This window comes from Pinisolibacter sp. DMC19 (assembly GCF_056313985.1).
Map to the genome: position 1 here is coordinate 182,503 of NZ_JBQUZF010000004.1, position 17,050 is coordinate 199,552.

The 17,050-nt window shown below is 69.7% G+C and carries 19 protein-coding genes and 1 other RNA gene; 10 read left to right on the forward strand and 10 right to left on the reverse strand.

Annotation, left to right across the window (positions count from 1 at the left end):
* Nucleotides 1-87: 87 nt before the first annotated feature.
* Both ACT53U_RS11980 and gap read right to left on the reverse strand, forming a co-directional pair.
* Nucleotides 88-1,287 carry a phosphoglycerate kinase gene (locus tag ACT53U_RS11980; RefSeq protein WP_476155361.1) on the reverse strand — a complete coding sequence of 400 codons (1,200 nt, stop codon included), beginning with the start codon at nt 1,285-1,287 and terminating at the stop codon, nt 88-90.
* 82 nt (nt 1,288-1,369) lie between these two features.
* Nucleotides 1,370-2,377 (reverse strand): type I glyceraldehyde-3-phosphate dehydrogenase, encoded by a 1,008-nt coding sequence (gap, locus tag ACT53U_RS11985; protein ID WP_476155363.1) that lies wholly within the window; start codon nt 2,375-2,377, stop codon nt 1,370-1,372.
* Nucleotides 2,378-3,018: 641 nt separating this feature from the next.
* Here gap and ACT53U_RS11990 point away from each other — a divergent pair.
* From ACT53U_RS11990 to ruvA, 9 genes are all read left to right on the forward strand, one after another.
* Complete coding sequence (locus ACT53U_RS11990) at nt 3,019-3,300, forward strand: DUF4164 domain-containing protein (protein ID WP_476155365.1); 282 nt, start codon at nt 3,019-3,021, stop codon at nt 3,298-3,300.
* An 11-nt stretch (nt 3,301-3,311) separates the two neighbouring features.
* Nucleotides 3,312-3,701 carry a cell division protein ZapA gene (locus tag ACT53U_RS11995; protein WP_476155366.1) on the forward strand — a complete coding sequence of 130 codons (390 nt, stop codon included), beginning with the start codon at nt 3,312-3,314 and terminating at the stop codon, nt 3,699-3,701.
* Nucleotides 3,702-3,739: 38 nt separating this feature from the next.
* On the forward strand, nt 3,740-4,627 hold the full coding sequence (locus ACT53U_RS12000) for an AEC family transporter (protein ID WP_476155368.1): 888 nt from the start codon (nt 3,740-3,742) through the stop codon (nt 4,625-4,627).
* 67 nt (nt 4,628-4,694) lie between these two features.
* A non-coding RNA gene (ssrS, locus tag ACT53U_RS12005) (6S RNA) lies at nt 4,695-4,853 on the forward strand.
* Between the two features lie 66 nt (nt 4,854-4,919).
* Nucleotides 4,920-5,522 carry a 5-formyltetrahydrofolate cyclo-ligase gene (locus tag ACT53U_RS12010; protein WP_476155370.1) on the forward strand — a complete coding sequence of 201 codons (603 nt, stop codon included), beginning with the start codon at nt 4,920-4,922 and terminating at the stop codon, nt 5,520-5,522.
* 4 nt (nt 5,523-5,526) lie between these two features.
* The gene (locus tag ACT53U_RS12015) at nt 5,527-6,342 is read left to right on the forward strand and encodes a TIGR00282 family metallophosphoesterase (protein WP_476155372.1); all 816 of its coding nucleotides are present in this window, start codon (nt 5,527-5,529) and stop codon (nt 6,340-6,342) included.
* Between the two features lie 126 nt (nt 6,343-6,468).
* A complete protein-coding gene (locus tag ACT53U_RS12020; RefSeq protein WP_476155373.1) occupies nt 6,469-7,218 on the forward strand; it encodes a YebC/PmpR family DNA-binding transcriptional regulator in 750 nt (249 codons plus the stop codon).
* A 336-nt stretch (nt 7,219-7,554) separates the two neighbouring features.
* A complete protein-coding gene (ruvC, locus tag ACT53U_RS12025; protein WP_476155375.1) occupies nt 7,555-8,067 on the forward strand; it encodes a crossover junction endodeoxyribonuclease RuvC in 513 nt (170 codons plus the stop codon).
* A 10-nt stretch (nt 8,068-8,077) separates the two neighbouring features.
* The gene (gene ruvA, locus ACT53U_RS12030) at nt 8,078-8,698 is read left to right on the forward strand and encodes a Holliday junction branch migration protein RuvA (RefSeq protein ID WP_476155377.1); all 621 of its coding nucleotides are present in this window, start codon (nt 8,078-8,080) and stop codon (nt 8,696-8,698) included.
* Nucleotides 8,699-8,704: 6 nt separating this feature from the next.
* Here the strand turns inward: ruvA and nikR are convergent, their stop codons facing one another.
* From nikR to ACT53U_RS12060, 6 genes are all read right to left on the reverse strand, one after another.
* Entirely contained in the window at nt 8,705-9,109 is a 405-nt protein-coding gene (nikR, locus tag ACT53U_RS12035; RefSeq protein WP_476155379.1) for a nickel-responsive transcriptional regulator NikR, read from the reverse strand.
* Nucleotides 9,110-9,229: 120 nt separating this feature from the next.
* Nucleotides 9,230-10,129, reverse strand: a complete 900-nt coding sequence (draG, locus tag ACT53U_RS12040) for an ADP-ribosyl-[dinitrogen reductase] hydrolase (RefSeq protein WP_476155381.1) — start codon at nt 10,127-10,129, stop codon at nt 9,230-9,232.
* A 10-nt stretch (nt 10,130-10,139) separates the two neighbouring features.
* The gene (locus tag ACT53U_RS12045; protein ID WP_476155383.1) at nt 10,140-10,946 is read right to left on the reverse strand and encodes an NAD(+)--dinitrogen-reductase ADP-D-ribosyltransferase; all 807 of its coding nucleotides are present in this window, start codon (nt 10,944-10,946) and stop codon (nt 10,140-10,142) included.
* 106 nt (nt 10,947-11,052) lie between these two features.
* Nucleotides 11,053-11,445 (reverse strand): VOC family protein, encoded by a 393-nt coding sequence (locus tag ACT53U_RS12050; RefSeq protein ID WP_476155385.1) that lies wholly within the window; start codon nt 11,443-11,445, stop codon nt 11,053-11,055.
* A 76-nt stretch (nt 11,446-11,521) separates the two neighbouring features.
* Nucleotides 11,522-12,214 carry a helix-turn-helix transcriptional regulator gene (locus ACT53U_RS12055; protein ID WP_476155387.1) on the reverse strand — a complete coding sequence of 231 codons (693 nt, stop codon included), beginning with the start codon at nt 12,212-12,214 and terminating at the stop codon, nt 11,522-11,524.
* A 25-nt stretch (nt 12,215-12,239) separates the two neighbouring features.
* On the reverse strand, nt 12,240-12,875 hold the full coding sequence (locus ACT53U_RS12060; protein WP_476155389.1) for a hypothetical protein: 636 nt from the start codon (nt 12,873-12,875) through the stop codon (nt 12,240-12,242).
* A 202-nt stretch (nt 12,876-13,077) separates the two neighbouring features.
* Between ACT53U_RS12060 and ruvB the strand changes: the two genes are divergently transcribed.
* Complete coding sequence (gene ruvB / locus ACT53U_RS12065) at nt 13,078-14,115, forward strand: Holliday junction branch migration DNA helicase RuvB (RefSeq protein WP_476155391.1); 1,038 nt, start codon at nt 13,078-13,080, stop codon at nt 14,113-14,115.
* A gap of 204 nt (nt 14,116-14,319) precedes the next feature.
* Here the strand turns inward: ruvB and ACT53U_RS12070 are convergent, their stop codons facing one another.
* Both ACT53U_RS12070 and panB read right to left on the reverse strand, forming a co-directional pair.
* A complete protein-coding gene (locus tag ACT53U_RS12070; protein WP_476155393.1) occupies nt 14,320-16,131 on the reverse strand; it encodes an ABC-F family ATP-binding cassette domain-containing protein in 1,812 nt (603 codons plus the stop codon).
* Between the two features lie 61 nt (nt 16,132-16,192).
* Nucleotides 16,193-17,011, reverse strand: a complete 819-nt coding sequence (panB, locus tag ACT53U_RS12075) for a 3-methyl-2-oxobutanoate hydroxymethyltransferase (RefSeq protein WP_476155395.1) — start codon at nt 17,009-17,011, stop codon at nt 16,193-16,195.
* Between the last annotated feature and the right edge of the window lie 39 nt (nt 17,012-17,050).

A 17,050-nucleotide genomic window follows, 5' to 3' on the forward strand; every position in this document is an offset into this window, starting at 1 on the left:
TCGCGATGCGCGATGCTCGGCGAGATCCGTGAAAGAAAACGGCCCGGGATCGCTCCCGGGCCGCTTCGTTCATGCGTCGACCGCGTCTCACGCCTTGCGCAGGCATTCGACGCCCGGAAGGGCCTTGCCCTCGAGCCACTCGAGGAAGGCGCCGCCGGCGGTCGAGATGTAGGTGAAGTCGTCGGCCGCACCGGCGTGGTTCAGCGCCGAGACGGTGTCGCCGCCGCCGGCGACCGCGACGATCGCGCCCTTGGCGGCCAGCTCGCCGGCCTTGCGGGCGACCGCGTTGGTCGCGGCGTCGAAGGGCTCGATCTCGAAGGCGCCGAAGGGGCCGTTCCACACCAGCGTCTTGATCGTGGTGTCGAGCAGACCGATCACCGCGGCGACCGAGGCGGGACCGGCGTCGAGCACCATCTCGTCGGCCGCGATCTCGCCGTTCTTCACGACGCGATTGGCGGCACCGGCCTTGAACTCCTTCGCCGCGACGCCGTCGACCGGCAGGACGACGGTGCAACCGGCGGCCTTGGCCTTCTCGACGATCTCGCGGGCGGTCGGGGCCAGATCGTGCTCGCACAGCGACTTGCCGACTTCCACGCCCTGGGCGGCGAGGAAGGTGTTGGCCATGCCGCCGCCGATGATCAGGTAGTCGACCTTCTTGACGAGGTTGCCGAGCAGCTCGAGCTTCGAGGACACCTTGGCGCCGCCGACGACCGCCGCGACCGGACGGGTCGGGGCCTCGAGCGCCTTGGTCAGCGCGTCGAGTTCGGCCTGCATGCAGCGACCGGCATAGGCCGGCAGCTCGTGGGCGAGGCCCTCGGTGGTGGCGTGCGCCCGGTGGGCGGTGGCGAAGGCGTCGTTGACGAAGACGTCGCCGAGGGCGGCGAGCTTCTTCACGTGCGCCGGATCGTTCTTCTCTTCGCCCTTGTAGAAGCGGGTGTTCTCGAGCAGGAGGACGTCACCGTCGGCCATCTCGGCGATGGCCGCTTCGGCGACCGGGCCGATGCTGTCGGCCGCGAAGGCGACCGGACGGCCGAGGCGCGAGGCCAGCGGCGCGACGACCTGCTCCAGCGAATACTTCGCTTCCGGCCCGTCCTTGGGACGGCCGAAGTGGGCGAGCAGGATCACCTTGCCGCCCTTGTCGGCGATCTCGGTGATGGTCGGCAGGACGGCACGGATGCGGGTGTCGTCGGTGACGTGGCCGTCTTCCATCGGGACGTTCAGATCGACGCGGACGAGGCAACGCTTGCCCTTCACCGCGGCGTCGTCGAGGGTCTTGAATGCGCTCATGACGAGTTCTCCGGTCGGAGGTGGATGAACGGGCCGGCCGCGACGCGGCCGACCCTTCTTTTCGCCCCAAACTCGGTCGTGGTCAGATGAGCTTGCCCATCGCGACCGCGGTATCGCTCATACGGTTGGAGAAGCCCCACTCGTTGTCGTACCAGGAGAGGACCGACACGAAGGTGCCGTCCATGACCTTGGTCTGGTCGGTGTGGAAGATCGACGAGTGCGGATCGTGGTTGAAGTCCGACGAGACGTTCTTGTCGTCGGTGTAGCCGAGGATGCCCTTCAGCCCGCCGTTGGCGGCGGCGCGGATGGCGTCGTTGATCTCGGCGACCGTCGTCGGGCGCTTGGCGATGAACTTGAGGTCGACCACCGACACGTTCGGGGTCGGCACGCGCACCGCGAAGCCGTCGAGCTTGCCCTTGAGTTCCGGCAGCACCAGGCCGACCGCCTTGGCCGCACCGGTCGAGGTCGGGATCATGCTGAGGGCCGCCGCGCGGGCGCGGTAGAGGTCCTTGTGCATGGTGTCGAGGGTCGGCTGATCACCCGTGTAGGAGTGGATCGTCGTCATCATGCCCTTCTCGATGCCGATCGTGTCGTTCAGCACCTTGGCGAAGGGCGACAGACAGTTGGTCGTGCACGAGGCGTTGGAGACGATCAGATGATCCTTGGTCAGCTTGTCGTGGTTGACGCCGTAGACGACCGTCAGGTCGGCGTTCTCGCCCGGAGCCGAGATCAGCACGCGCTTGGCGCCGGCGGTCAGATGCGCGGCGGCCTTCTCCTTGGCGGTGAAGAGGCCGGTGCACTCGAGCGCGATGTCGACGCCGAGTTCCTTCCACGGCAGGGTCGAGGGATCGCGCACGGCGGTCACCTTGATCGGGCCGCGTCCGACGTCGATGGTGTCGCCGGCGACCGTCACGGTGCCGGGGAAGCGACCGTGGACCGAGTCGTAGCGGACGAGGTGCGCATTGGTCTCGACCGGGCCGAGATCGTTGATGGCGACGACCTCGATGTCGGTACGGCCGGACTCGACGATGGCGCGGAGCACGTTGCGACCGATGCGACCGAAACCGTTGATGGCGACACGAACAGCCATGGGAGTTCTCCTCTCGAATGATCAGCCGGCCGACCGGAGGGCCCGATCGGCACTCGAACGTCTTGCGAGCGGGCCTCGACGTCCGTCACGCGGTCGGGCGAGGAGGGACCACTCGGACCGGGCGCCCTTGGGGCCACTGGGGGCCGGGCGGCACCGGGAATTCTTGCCTCCGGAGACGATCGTGCATCCCATGGGGGTGCACCGGCCGGGATCGAACCCGAAATCGAGGACGGGGGCACTCGTAGCAGGTCGGTCGGGGGTGTCAATCCGAACCATTCCGCGCTTGCAGTCGCGCGAGGTGCCGCAAGCGGGCGGTGCGCGGGCGGCAACCGGATGTGCAGGGCGGGGAAAGCACCGAAACGACGGAGCGATCGCATTGACCCGACCTTCGCCGGAAGCCTAAATTCCGGCCGAGACGACCTCGCGACGAATCGCGCGGGCCGCGATCGGTCGAGGCGATCGATCCCGCGTCGGGCGGATGATCCGCACGCGGTTTTCAAGGAGTTCGCAGGGTGCCTCCGGCCGGACGGGCAGAGGGCACCATGGTCCGGCCGCAACGGGGACGGCGCCCCGGGGCGGTGGCATGGCGGCGAGACGTGACGGCGGGACGGCGCTGCCGTCACCGGTCGCAGGAGGTCGGAATGGTTCAGGCTCCCGCCGTCGAGGCGGCGCTCGGTCGGCTGGCGGCGGCCCTCGAGATGCTCGAGGCGGCGGTCGAACGCCGTTTCGAGGCAGACCGGACCACGCTCGAGCTCGAGGAAGAGGTGGCGCGGATCGCCGACGATCGCTCGCGCCTCGGCCAGAGCCTCGATCAGGAGAAGGCGCGGGGCAATCTCCTCGAGGAGACCAATCGCGAAGTGTCGCGTCGCCTGGTGGCGGCGATGGAGTCGATCCGCTCCGTTCTCGACGCGCACGGCGGGTGAGGCGAGGCGGCATGGCGCAGGTCAACGTGACCATCAACGGCCGGGTCTACCGGATGGCCTGCGAGGACGGGCAGGAGGGTCACCTCCAGAGCCTCGCCCAGCGGGTGGACGAGATCATCCACGGGCTGCGCGGCTCCTTCGGCGAGATCGGCGACCAGCGGCTGACCGTGATGGCGGCCGTCACCGTGATGGACGATCTGGTCGAGACCCAGCGCCGGCTGAAGAGCCTCGAGGCCGAGAACAGCCTGCTGCGCGAGACCCGCACCGCGGTGATCGAACGGCGCGACGAGATCGAGATCGAGATCGCCCGGCGGATCGACGAGGCGGCGGGCCGCGTCGTCGCGGTGGCCGAGGCGTTGGGGCGCCGGCGCGCCGAACCGGACGAGACCGACGAGGGCTGAGCCCTTCCGCCCGAGCCCCCCAACGACGGATCGATCGCGTGTCGCTGCAACTCGTCTCCGATCTCGCGGCGGTGCTGGCGCCGTCACTCGCCCTGACGCTCGCCGGCTTCCTCTGGGGGCGGAGCCCGCATCCCTTCGATCAGGCCTTCGTCACCCGGCTCGTCACCATGGTGGGCGCGCCCTGCCTCGTCTTCTCGGCCCTGACGAAGACGCCGCTGCCCGGGCGCGACGTCGCCACCATGGTGACGGCGACGACCGTCTGCCTCGCCGTCTTCGCGCTCGCCGGCACCGCGGCACTGCTCGCGCTGCGGCTGAGGCTGCGCACCCATCTGCCGGCCGTGGTCTTTCCCAACATCGGCAACATGGGGCTGCCGATCTGCTTCTTCGCCTTCGGCGAGCGGGGGCTGACGCTGGCGACGATCTTCTTCGCGATCACCTCGGTGTTCCAGTTCACCGTCGGCCCGGCGATCGCCTCGGGCAAACCATCGCCGGCGATGCTGCTGAAGGTGCCCTTCATCCACGCGGTGTGGATCTCGCTCCTCGTCGGCGGGCTGGGTCTCGCGGTCCCACAGTGGGTCGCCAACACCGCGGCGCTCGCCGGCGGGGCGACCATCCCCCTGATGCTGCTGGCGCTCGGGGCGGCGCTCGCCCGGCTGGAGGTCGCGGCACTGCCGCGGGCCTTCGTCGTCTCGGTGCTCCGGATCGGCATCGGCATCGCGACCGGCTTCGCCATTGCCGCCGCCTTCGGCTTCACCGGGGCGGAACGCGGCGTGCTGGTGGTGCAGAGTTCGATGCCGAGCGCGGTCTTCAACTATCTCTTCGCGCGGATGCACGACAATTCGCCGGAGGAGGTCGCCGGCGTGGTGCTCGGCTCGACGCTGCTCTCCTATGCCGCGCTGCCCTTCGTGGTGGCGGCGGTGATGTGAGCGGTCCCCCGGGCCGCGCGTCCGCCACACTGGCACTTCGCTGCGCCAAGCCCTATATTCGATCCCGACGAGGCTGCGCGACGCGGCAGGAGTCTGCATCCCCGGGGCCTTATCGATCCTAACGGGAGCTGTCACTGGGGAGGTCCGTGGACTTCTTCATTACGGCGCCCACCTACTTCGTAGGTTTCCCGGGATCGAATTCTCCACCGGTCGAGGTGGCTTCGTCACTTTGCCCCTTTCGTGGCGCCGGTCGCCGAACACGCGGGCACCCAACCCGCCCGCCGGACCGTCGATGACCGCCACGCCCACAGCCCTCGCTCCCCTCAAGGACACGCTCCGTCGCGCGGCCCTCGCCCGCCGCGACGGGCTCGACGCGGCCTTCCGCGCGCGGGCTGCGGAAGCCTTGGCGAGCCATGCCGACCTGCCCACGCTTGCCGCCGGAACGATCGTCGCCGGCTATTTCCCGATCCGTTCGGAGATCGATCCGCGCCCGCTGATGCGGCGGCTCGCGGCCTCCGGCGCGCATCTCGCGCTGCCCGTCGTGATGGGCGACGGCGAGAGCCTGGTCTTCCGTCTGTGGCGGGAGGGCGAGGCGCTGGAGCGCGCCTCCTTCGGCCTGTCGGTGCCGCCGGCGCGTGCGCCGGTGGTCGAACCCGACGTGCTGCTGGTGCCGCTCGCCGCCTTCGACGGCCTCGGCCACCGCATCGGCTACGGCAAGGGCCATTACGACCGGGCGCTCGCCCGGCTCGACGCCACGGCGCGGCGACTGGCGATCGGTCTTGCCTTTTCGACCCAACGGGTGGACGAGGTGCCGGCAGAGCCGCACGATCGGCCGCTCGATCTGATCCTCACCGAGGCCGGCGCGATCCGGCCGGCGACCACCGCTTCGGAGTGACCCCATGCGACTTCTCTTTCTCGGCGACGTGGTCGGCAAGGCCGGACGCAAGGCGGTGCTCGATCGCCTGCCGGGTCTCGTCGACGACCTCGGGCTCGACTTCGTCGTGGTCAATGCCGAGAACGCGGCCGGCGGCTTCGGCATCACCGAGGAGATCGCGCAGGATCTGATCGACGCCGGCGCCGATGCGCTGACGCTCGGCAACCATTCCTGGGATCAACGCGAGGCGCTGGTCTTCATCGAACGCCAGCCGCGCCTGCTGCGTCCGGCCAACTACCCCGCCGGCACGCCGGGCAAGGGGGCCAATCTCTACATCGCCAGGAACGGCGCGCGGGTGCTGGTCGTCTCGGTGATGGGGCGGATCTACATGGACCCGCTCGACGACCCCTTCGCGGTGGCCGAACGCGAGATCGCCGCCTGTCCGCTCGCCGAGCAGGCCGATGCGATCATCCTCGACGTCCATGCCGAGGCGACCTCCGAGAAGCAGGCGATGGCCCATCATTTCGACGGCCGCGTCTCCCTCGTCGTCGGCACGCACACGCATGTCCCGACGGCGGACTACCAGATCCTGCCCGGCGGCACGGCGTTCCAGTCGGATGCCGGCATGTGCGGCGACTACGACAGCGTCATCGGCATGGAGAAGGACGAGCCGATCAACCGCTTCACCACCAAGATCGGCCGTGCCCGTTTCGAGCCGGCCGGCGGCGAGGCGACGGTCTGCGGCCTCTTCGTCGAGACCGACGAGCGCACCGGACTGGCGAAACGGGTCGAGCCGCTGCGCCTCGGCGGGCGATTGTCGCAGGCGATGCCGAAGGCGTGAGGCGCGTATTCGGCCCGGCTGGATTTTCGCCGCGCCACCGCCTATAAGGGCGCACTTTCCGACATTCCCGGGCGTCGGCGGTTCCCGCTCGAGCCCGCACGACCGCGATCGCGAGAGACGACGACCATGGCCGGACATTCACAGTTCAAGAACATCATGCATCGGAAGGGCAAGCAGGACAAAGTCCGCTCCAAGCTCTTCTCCAAGCTCGCCCGCGAAATCACCGTGGCGGCCAAGGACGGCGGCGGCGATCCGACGATGAACGCCAAGCTGCGTCTCGCCATCCTCAACGCGCGTGCCGAGAACATGCCGAAGGACAACATCGAGCGCGCCATCAAGAAGGCCTCCGGCTCCGACGCCGAGACCTACGAGATGGTCCGCTACGAGGGCTACGGTCCGGGCGGCACGGCGGTGATCGTCGAGACGCTGACCGACAACCGCAACCGCACCGGCGGCAACGTCCGCGCCGCCTTCACCAAGTTCGGCGGCGCGCTGGGCGAGACCAATTCGGTGTCGTTCTCCTTCGACCGGATCGGCGAGATCGTCTATCCGGCCTCCGCCGGCAGCGCCGACGCGGTGCTGGAAGCCGCGATCGAGGCGGGTGCCGACGACGTCGTCTCCGACGAGGAGAGCCACGTGATCGTCACCACCTTCGAGGGCCTCTCGGAGGTCTCCAAGGCGCTCGAGGCGGCGCTGGGTCAGGCGGAGTCGATCAAGCCGAACTGGCGGCCGCAGAACACCGTTCCGGTCGACGAGGAAAAGGCGACGACGCTGATGAAGCTCATCGGCCAGCTCGAAGACGACGACGACGTGCAGAACGTCTACACCAACTTCGACATCTCCGAAGAAGTGATGGCCAAGCTCGCCGCGATGTGAGCGGGCGGGACGGCAGATGATTTCGGCGGGCGCCGGAGGGGAGACCTCCGGCGCCCGTTGCGTTTTGCGGGGGCGATTTCGGGCACCCCTTCTCCCCTCCGTGGGAGAAGGTGGCCGCGGAGCGGCCGGATGAGGGGGCGCCGCGAAGCGGCAACCGGGTCGACGACGTGGTGGTCTCTGTCTTCGGCGAAGAGACCCCTCATCCGCCCTTCGGGCACCTTCTCCCGCAAGGGGAGAAGGGAACGCTGCGGCGGGGCGATGCCCGAGCTCGTTTCGAGTGGTGTCCCTCACCTCCCCCTTTGCGAAACGAACCGAGAACATGCTAGCGTCGCGGGCATGACATCGACCGTTCGAATCATCGGCATCGATCCCGGCCTCCAGCGCACCGGCTGGGGGGTGATCGACGTCGCGGGAAACCGCCTGTCCTTCGTCGCCTGCGGCACCATCACCTCGACCGCCAAGGATGAACTCGCCGGCCGGCTGGTCGAGCTGCACGACGGACTCGCGGCGGTCGTCGCCGACCATGCGCCCGACGAGGCGGCGGTGGAGCACACGTTCGTCAACACCAACCCGACCTCGACGCTGAAGCTCGGTCAGGCGCGCGGCGTGGCGCTGCTGGTGCCGGCGAAGGCCGGGCTCTCGGTCGCCGAATATCAGCCCAATGCGGTCAAGAAGGCGATCGTCGGGGCGGGGCACGCCGACAAGGATCAGGTCCAGCACATGGTCAGGATCCTGCTGCCGAAAGCCGTGTGGAAGGGGGCGGACGCGGCCGACGCGCTCGCCATCGCCATCTGCCACGCCCACCATCGCCAGACGCTGACGCGCGCCCTGCGCATTGCCGGGGCCTGAGGAGAGATCGATGATCGGCAAGCTCAAGGGCATCGTCGACGAATACGGCGACGACTTCGTGATCCTCGACGTGAACGGCGTCGGCTACGTCTGCTTCTGCTCGGCGCGGACGCTGCAGAACCTGCCCTCGCCGGGCGAGGCGGCGGTGCTGTCGATCGAGACGATCGTGCGCGAGGACATGATCCGCCTCTACGGCTTCGCCGATCTCGAGGAACGCGAGTGGTTCCGCATCCTGACGACGGTGCAGGGCGTCGGCACCAAGGTGGCGCTGGCGATCCTGTCGGTGCTCAGGACGAGCGAACTGGCGTCTGCCATCGCGCTGAAGGACGTCACGGCGCTCTGCCGCGCCTCGGGCGTCGGCAAGAAGCTCGCCGAGCGCATCTGTCAGGAGCTGAAGGACAAGACGCCGGGCTTCGCCTCGGTCGATCCGGGCCTGGTGGCGCTCGCCGGCGGCATCGCCGAGAAGACGGCGCCGAAGCCGCTCGCCGACGCGGTCTCCGCGCTGGTCAATCTCGGCTATCCGCAGATCCGCGCGAGCGCCGCGGTGGCGGCTGCTGCCCGCAGCGCCGGCGAGGACGCCACGACCGAGACGCTGATCCGCCTGGGGCTCAAGGAACTGGCACTGGCGTGAGGCGCCTCAGGTCGGCGCCGGGATGACCACCAGTTCGCCGTTCCGCACCCCGCGTTCGGCGCGGATCGCCTCGGCGAAGGCGCGGACGGCGGCGACGTCGCCGGAGAGCGCGGCGATCTCCAGGATCTCGCCACCGGGCAGCGGCTGTTGCAGGCGGGTGGCGCGGACGTCGGTGCGGTCGCGATAGGCGGCGGCGAGCCGCTTGGCGAGTTCGCGGGTCTCGGGGTCGAAGACGAAGGTCAGCGAGGCGACGCAGTCGCGGCTCTCGCCGAGCACCTCGATGCCGCGGGCGAGCCCGGCGCGCGACAGGTCGCGCACCGCCTCCGAGCGGTTGGAATAGCCGCGGGTGACCATGAAACGGTCGATCTCGCCCATCAGGTCGTCGTCGAAGGTCAGGGTCACGCGTTGCACGTCGGATCTCCGCTGGCGAACGGGGCGACTCGCCCCGTCGGTCGGGCGCATGGTGGCGCCCTTCGGCGATTTCGTCGATGGCGGGGCGACCGTCACGTCGACGCGGGGCGCGCCGCCTTCTCAGGGCGGCGGCGTCGCGGACAGCGCGAGGAGCTTCGGCACCAGCGTGGCGATCTCGTTGCGGGCGCCCGCTTCCAGCGCCTTCAGCCAGCGCTTCGGGATGACGCTCGTGCCCCAGCGGGCACCCGCCAGCATGCCGGCGATGGCGCCGGTGGTGTCGGCATCGTCGCCGCGGTTGACGGTGGCGACGACGCACGCCTCGAACGACGCGGCGGTGAAGAAGGCGGCGAGCGCCGTCTTCATCGTGTCGACGATGTAGGCGGTCGCCGGCCCGTGGTAGCCGGTGAAGGCGAAGTTGGGATGAGCCGCCACGAGGGCATCGGCGCGGGCGCGGGCGGCGGCGACGTCGCCGGTGGCGACCAGGATCCGCACCATGTCGATCAGCGCCAGATTGGCGGCGTCGGAGAGCGGGTGGTTGTGGGTGGCGTGCGCCTGGGCGATGCCCCAGGCGGCGGCGCGGCTCGCGTCTTCGAGATTGGCGAGCGCCACCGGCAGGCAGCGCATGGCGGCACCGTTGCCGGCGTCACCCTCGGCGAAGGGGCCTTCGACCGTGCCGGCGGTGATGTAGCGGCGGATGCCGCGTCGGCAGGTGTTGCCGACGTCCGGCGGCTTGGAGCGCAGCCAGGCGGCGAATTCCTCGCAGACGTCGATCGCCTCGAAGCCGCCGCGACGGGTGAGCGAACGGGCGAGGCAGAGCGACATCTGGGTGTCGTCGGTGACGGCGCCGGCCTTCAGCTTCAGCCAGCCGCCGCCGACGATGTCGCGATGGACGCCGTACTCCGCCGCGATCTCGCGCGCCGTCATGAACTCGACCGTGGCGCCGAGCGCATCGCCGATCGCCAGCCCGAGGAATGCGGCATGGGCGCGGTCGGCGACGTCGGGGGAGAGCTGCGTGGTCATCGGGCGATCCTCACCACGAGGTCTCGACGGGATAATCCCCGCCGATCACCAGCCATTCGCCTTCCCCCTTCAACGGGTGGTCGGCGATCAGGCCGGAGAAGAACAGCACTTTCTGCAGCGGCACGCGGGCGGTCAGGATGGTGTCGCCGAAGCATCCGGCGGTGTCGCGATCGGCCGAGAAGGAGACGAGCGCGTTCATGCGGACGACCGCATGGCGCTTGTCGATCTTCTGCAGCGCGACGTGTTCGCCGAAGTCGTTGACGCCGCGGTGGAGCGTCAGATGGCTGACGCCCGGCGCGACGAAGCGATGGAGCGCCCACTGGCAGAACTCGTAGAGCAGATCGAGCTGCGTCATGATCGAGTTCGAGTGGAAGCGGCTCGACATCTTCTCCTCGACATAGGTCGTCCAGCGACCGGTGCCGATGCGGGTGATCGGGCCCTTGTGCCAGGTCGGGAAGATGCCGAATCGGCTCTCGACCCAGCCCTTCAGCACGGCACCCTCGGGCCCGTTGGAATCGAAGCCCCAGCCGGCGACGAGGCGCAGCCAGGACGACAGATAGCGTTTCGGCCCGCTCTCGCCGCTTTCTCGCTGCTCGCGATCGATGGCGAACATCGCCCGCATGTAGGCGGAAAAGGCGCGACCGGCCTCCTCGAGGTCCTCGGCGAGGTCGAGCATCTCGAACAGCGGACGGTTCATCTCGACGACGCCGGCGACGTGCACCGGGCGCGGCGCCTCGACGAAGGCGACGGTGCCGAGATAGTCCGTCGGCAGACCGACGAGATTGGTGGAATGTCCGATCGTCCGGTCCGTATTCATTCGCCCCCCTGATAGCCACAGGAGAGCACGGGCGGTGCCGCAGCGCCAGATCGGGGATGTTGCGATGCGGCGTTTCCCGCCGCATCGCTCGGTCGAAGGATCGGTGTCAGTCCACCGACGGACGGAAGACGCGGATGCGGTGGCCGTCGGGGTCGAGGGCGGTGAAGGTGCGGCCGAAGTCCATGGCGGTCGGCTCTTGCGCGATCGTCAGGCCGCGCGCGGCCCAGTCGGCGTGGGTGGCGTCGACCGCGTCGTCGGAGGCGAGCCTGACGGCGATCTCGCCGCCGCCACCGAGGTGGGAGGCCGCGGGCTGGGCGCCGTCGGCGCGCCACAGGCCGAGCGCCAGGCCGCCGGCGAGCGGCAGCATGGCGAAGGTGTCGGAGATGTCGATCGTCTCGCGGCCGAGGAGGTCGCACCAGAAGGCGGCGGAGCGGCGGACGTCGGAGACGTAGAGGATCAGCAGGCCGGGGGTGATGGTGGTCTCGTTTTCGGTCGTCATGGTGTCACCTCGTGTTGGAAGGATGAGCCACCATGCGACGGGCTGCCGACAGTTTCCGTCAGCAGCGTGCACGCCGTCATTTCGGCGAGCCGATGCCCTCGGCGCGGCGCCATTCGGCGACGAGGGTGCGGCGGCGGCGCGGCAGCCGGGCCTCCTCGATCGTCGCCGTCACCATGCGGTCGACGCGGAAATGGCGGAAGGCGCCGCGCGTCTCGCACCAGGCGGCGAGCACCCGCGTCTCCTCCATGAAGCCGAGGGCGACCGGCCAGACGACGCGGCGGGTCTCGCGACCCTCGACGTCGCGATAGGCGAGAGCGAGCTTCTTCTCCTCCCGCAGGGCGCGGCGCAGCAGGGCGAGGTCGACGACTTCCGGCGGATGGCGTCGCGTGGTCGAGACCATGAGCGAGGGCTCGTCGAGCGCGGCGCGGCGATCGGGCGGCAGGACGGCGGCGATCTTGGCGATGGCATCGCGGGCGGCCAGCGCGAGACGCGCGTCCGTCTGGGCGGCGACCCAACGCGAGCCGAGCATCAAGGCCTCGATCTCCTCGTCGCGGAACATCAGCGGCGGCAGCAGGAAGCCGGAGCGCAGCACGTAGCCGACGCCGGCCTCGCCCTCTATGTCGGCGCCCTCGCCGACGAGCGTCGCGACATCGCGATAGACCGTGCGCAGCGACACGCCGAGTTCGGCCGCCAGCTCCGCCCCCGTCACCGGGGTACGGCGACGGCGCAGCGCCTGAACGAGGGCGAGGAGGCGGGCGGCGCGCGACATGGGTGGGCTCACGCCGTCCGGTCGATCACTCGACCGACCAGCCGAAGGCGATGGAATCGACGATCGGCTTGGCGGCCTTCATCTCGGGGGCGTTGGAGGCGAATTCGCGATCGCCGGCAACCGCGCTCGCCGCCTTGTCGGGAACGCCCGACGGCAGGGCGAAGCGCACCGAGACGATGCAGCCGCCCGGCGCCGGCTTGTCGAGCTCGCCGCCCTTCCAGTCGGTGACCGAGCCGCCGTAGTCCCAGTCGAAGCCGGAGAGCGCGAAGGGCTTGCCGTTGAGCTTCTCGACCTCGGCGATCGTGAGACCGGGGCGGACGCCGTTCTGGGCGCCGATCCTGTTGTCGCGGGCCGGGCGGATCGAGGAGAGCTTCTCGCGCTTCTTGTCGTCGGCCCAGAAGAACTCGAGCCGCTTCTTGGCATCCTTGGGGTAGAGGACGGTGGCGCCGATCTTCTCGCCTTCGGCGCCGTCGACCTGCTTCCAGACGACGTTGTCCTTGCCGAAGGCGGCGACGAGCTTGGCGTGGGACGTGTCCGCGCCGAGCGGCCCGGTGCAGGAGAGGACCGGCGATGCGGCCTCCTGGGCGGCGGCGGGCAGCGCGAGCAGCAGGATCGAGGCGAGGGCGGAAGCCGAGGCGGCAAGCCGCGGGGAACAGAACATCGTCGCGTCTCCTTGGGGATGCGTTCGGCCGATCCTACACCGGAACGGCGATGTGGGAGGGGGCGAATCCGTCGCGGCAGTTGAAAGTTCGACGCGGGCGTGCCGAGGGCAGGGGAGGGGAGGCGCCGCCTCGCGTTCTCGCTTCGTCCCGCCGACGCCCCGTGCTAGGGATGCGCGCGACGGCCTGCGGACGGACGATTCGATGACGACACCCAAGCGACTGATATCGGGCGAGAAGCGCGAGGAGGACCTCGACGCGACGCTTCGGCCGCAGGCGCTGGGCGACTTCGTCGGCCAACAGGCGGCGCGCGAGAACCTCTCCGTCTTCATCGAGGCCGCCAAGCATCGCCGCGATGCGCTCGACCACGTGCTCTTCGTCGGCCCGCCCGGTCTCGGCAAGACGACGCTCGCCCAGATCGTGGCGCGCGAACTCGGCGTCAACTTCCGTTCGACCTCGGGGCCGGTGATCGCCAAGGCGGGCGATCTCGCGGCCCTTCTCACCAATCTCGAGGAACGCGACGTCCTCTTCATCGACGAGATCCACCGGCTCAATCCGGCCGTCGAGGAAATCCTCTATCCGGCGATGGAGGACTATCAGCTCGATCTCATCATCGGCGAGGGGCCGGCGGCGCGCTCGGTGAAGATCGATCTGGCGAAGTTCACGCTGGTCGCCGCCACCACGCGGCTGGGTCTGCTGACGACGCCGCTCAGGGATCGTTTCGGCATCCCGATCAGGCTGAATTTCTACACGGTCGCCGAACTCGAATACATCGTGAAGCGCGGCGCCCGGCTGATGGGCCTCGCCATGACGGAAGAGGGCGCCAACGAGATCGCGCGGCGCTCGCGCGGCACGCCGCGTATCGCCGGCCGCCTGCTGCGCCGGGTGCGCGACTTCGCCATCGTCGCCGGCAAGGACGCGATCGATCGCGAGATCGCCGATCGCGCGCTGTTGCGGCTCGAGGTCGACCGCGCCGGGCTCGATCAGCTCGACCGGCGCTATCTCGACGTCATCGCGCTGTCCTTCGGCGGCGGGCCGGTCGGCATCGAGACGATCGCGGCGGCTCTGTCCGAGCCGCGCGACGCGATCGAGGAGATCGTCGAGCCCTATCTGATCCAGCAGGGCTTCGTGCAGCGCACGCCGCGCGGCCGCATGCTGACGCAAGCCGCCTTCCGCCACATCGGCATGGAGCCGCCGACGGGCCGGCCGGAGCAGCTGGGGCTCGGGCTCGACGAGGAGTGACGCCGAACTCCCGGCGTCTCTGTACGTCCACCTCTGTTCGGCTTCACCCTGAGGTGCCCGGCTGAAAGCCGGGCCTCGAAGGGCGAAGCCACGACGGGCCGTACCTCTCGACCCTTCGCCCTTCGAGGCTCGCTTCGCTCGCACCTCAGGATGAAGGGTCTCCGCGAGACGTTCGAACGGCAGCGTCTCCCGCTTCGCGCCTCCTCAGCCCTCGATCTCCTCGCGCAGCATTTCCAGCGCAAGCCATTCGTCCTCGGCCGCCGACAGCGCCGTCTGCGTCTCGTCGACCGCCTTCGACACCTTGTCGAAACGGGCGGGATCGCGGGCGTAGAGGTCGGGGTCGGCCATCAGGCCGTGGAGCTCGCCGAGCTTCTTCTGCAGCGCCTCGATCTTTCCCGGCAGGGTCTCGAGGGCGTGTTTCTCCTTGAAGGAGAGCCGCCGCTTCTTCGCCGGTTCCTCGGCCCGCGGCGTCTCCGCCTTGGGGGCGCGCGCCGGGGCTTCGGCCTTCTCGATGCGGCGGGCGGCGACGCCGGCGCCGCGCTGGGCGACCATGTCGGAATAGCCGCCGGCATATTCGACCCAGCGGCCGTCGCCTTCCGCCATCACCACGGAGGAGCAGACGCGATCGAGGAAGTCGCGATCGTGGCTGACGACGATGACGGTGCCGGGGTGATCGCCGAGCATCTCCTCGAGCAGATCCAGCGTCTCGAGGTCGAGATCGTTGGTCGGCTCGTCGAGCACCATCAGGTTCGCCGTCCGCGCCAGCGCGCGCGCCAGCATCAGGCGGCCGCGTTCGCCACCCGACAGCACCGACACCGGCGTGTTGGCCTGATCGGGCGAGAACAGGAAGTCCTTCATGTAGCCGATGACGTGGCGCATCTCGCCGCCGACCGAGACGTTGTCGGAGCGGCCGCCGGTCAGCGTCTCCTTGAGCGTCGCCGTCGGGTCGAGCGCCTCGCGCTTCTGGTCGAGCGTCACCATCTCGACGTTGGCGCCGATGCGGACCGTGCCCGCGTCGGGCGCGAGGCGGCCGGTGAGGAGCCCGAGCAGCGTCGACTTGCCGGCGCCGTTGGCGCCCACCACGCCGATCCGGTCGCCGCGGGCGATGCGCATCGAGAAGTCGGCGACGATCGGCCGGTCATAGCTCTTGGCGATGCCCTTGGCCTCGATCACCAGCTTGCCGGACTGTTCGGCCTCGGCGAGCGCCATCTTGACCTCGCCCTGCACCCGCCGCTCGGTCTTGCGCCGCTCGCGCAGGGCGCCGAGGTCGGCGAGGCGGCGCTGGTTGCGCTTGCGCCGGGCGGTCACGCCGTAGCGCAGCCAGTCGAGTTCCATCGCGATCTTGCGGTCGAGCTTGTGGCGCGCCGCCTCTTCCTGCTCCAGCAGGTCGTCGCGCCAGGCCTCGAAGTCGTGGAAGCCGCGATCCATCCGCCGCGTCCGGCCGCGATCGAGCCAGACCGTCGCCCGCGACAGGTTCTCGAGGAAGCGTCGGTCGTGCGAGATCAGCACGAGCGCCGAGCGCATCGTCTTCAACTCGGCTTCGAGCCATTCGATCGCCGGCAGGTCGAGATGGTTGGTCGGCTCGTCGAGGAGCAGCACGTCGGGTTCGGGCGCCAGCACGCGGGCAAGCGCGGCGCGGCGGATCTCGCCGCCCGAGAGCGTCTTCGGGTCCTCGTCGCCGGTCAGGCCGAGGTCCTCGAGCAGCAGGCGGGCGCGGTGGCCGTCGTCGCCCGGTCCGAGGCCGGCCTCGACATAGGCGAGCGTGGTGGCGAAGCCCGAGAGATCCGGCTCCTGCGGCAGATAGCGGATGGTGACGCCGCCCTGCACGACACGTTCGCCGCCGTCGGCCTGGAGGATGTCGGCGGCGACCTTGAGCAGGGTCGACTTGCCCGAGCCGTTGCGCCCGACGAGACAGATGCGTTCGCCCTCGTGCACCATCAGTTCGGCGCCCTCGAGCAGAGGGGCGCCGCCGAAGGTCAGCGTGACGTCGCGAAGCGTGAGAAGAGGTGCGGCCATGGCGTCCGATTAGCCGATCGCCGGTCGGAACGCCACGCCGATTCGTCGATCGCCCCGTGTTTCACGCCCCCGGCGTGACGTGTTCCGGTCCGGGGAAGCGGCGCTCGCGCACCTCGTCGCCGTAGGTCTTGGCGGCGGCGCGGATCACGGGGGCGAGCTCGGCGTAGCGCTTCACGAACTTCGGGGTGAAGTCGGAGAAGACGCCGAGCAGGTCGTCGATCACCAGCACCTGACCGTCGCAGGCGACCGAGGCGCCGATGCCGATGGTGGGGATGGCGATCGCCTCGGTGATGCGGCGGGCGAGCGGCTCGACCGTGCCTTCGATCACCACGGCGAAGGCGCCGGCCTCGGCGACGGCGACGGCATCGGCGAAGATCTTCGCCGCTTCTTCCGGGTTGCGGCCCTGGGTGCGGAAGCCGCCGAAGGCGTTGACCGCCTGGGGCGTCAGGCCGACATGGGCCATCACGGGGATGCCGCGCTCGACGAGGAAGCGGATGGTCGGCGCCATCTCGGTGCCGCCCTCGAGCTTGACCGCCGCCGCGCCGGTCTCGGCGAGCACGCGGGCGGAGGTGCGGAAGGCCTGTTCCGGGCTCTCCTGATAGGCGCCGAAGGGCAGGTCGACGACGACCATGGCGCGCTTGGAGCCGCGCACCACGGCAGCGCCGTGGGCGATCATCATGTCGAGCGTCACCGCGAGCGTCGACGGCAGGCCGTAGACGACCATGCCGAGCGAATCGCCGACCAGCAGGAAGTCGACCTCGTCGTCGAGCATCTGCGCCATCGGCGCGGTGTAGGCGGTGAGCGAGACGATCGGCGTCTTGCCCTTGGCGTTGCGGATGTCACGGACGGTGCGGCGCCGGACTTCTGCGTGGGTGCTCATGATGGACTCGCGGTTCGGGCCTCGACGGACGAGGCCGGA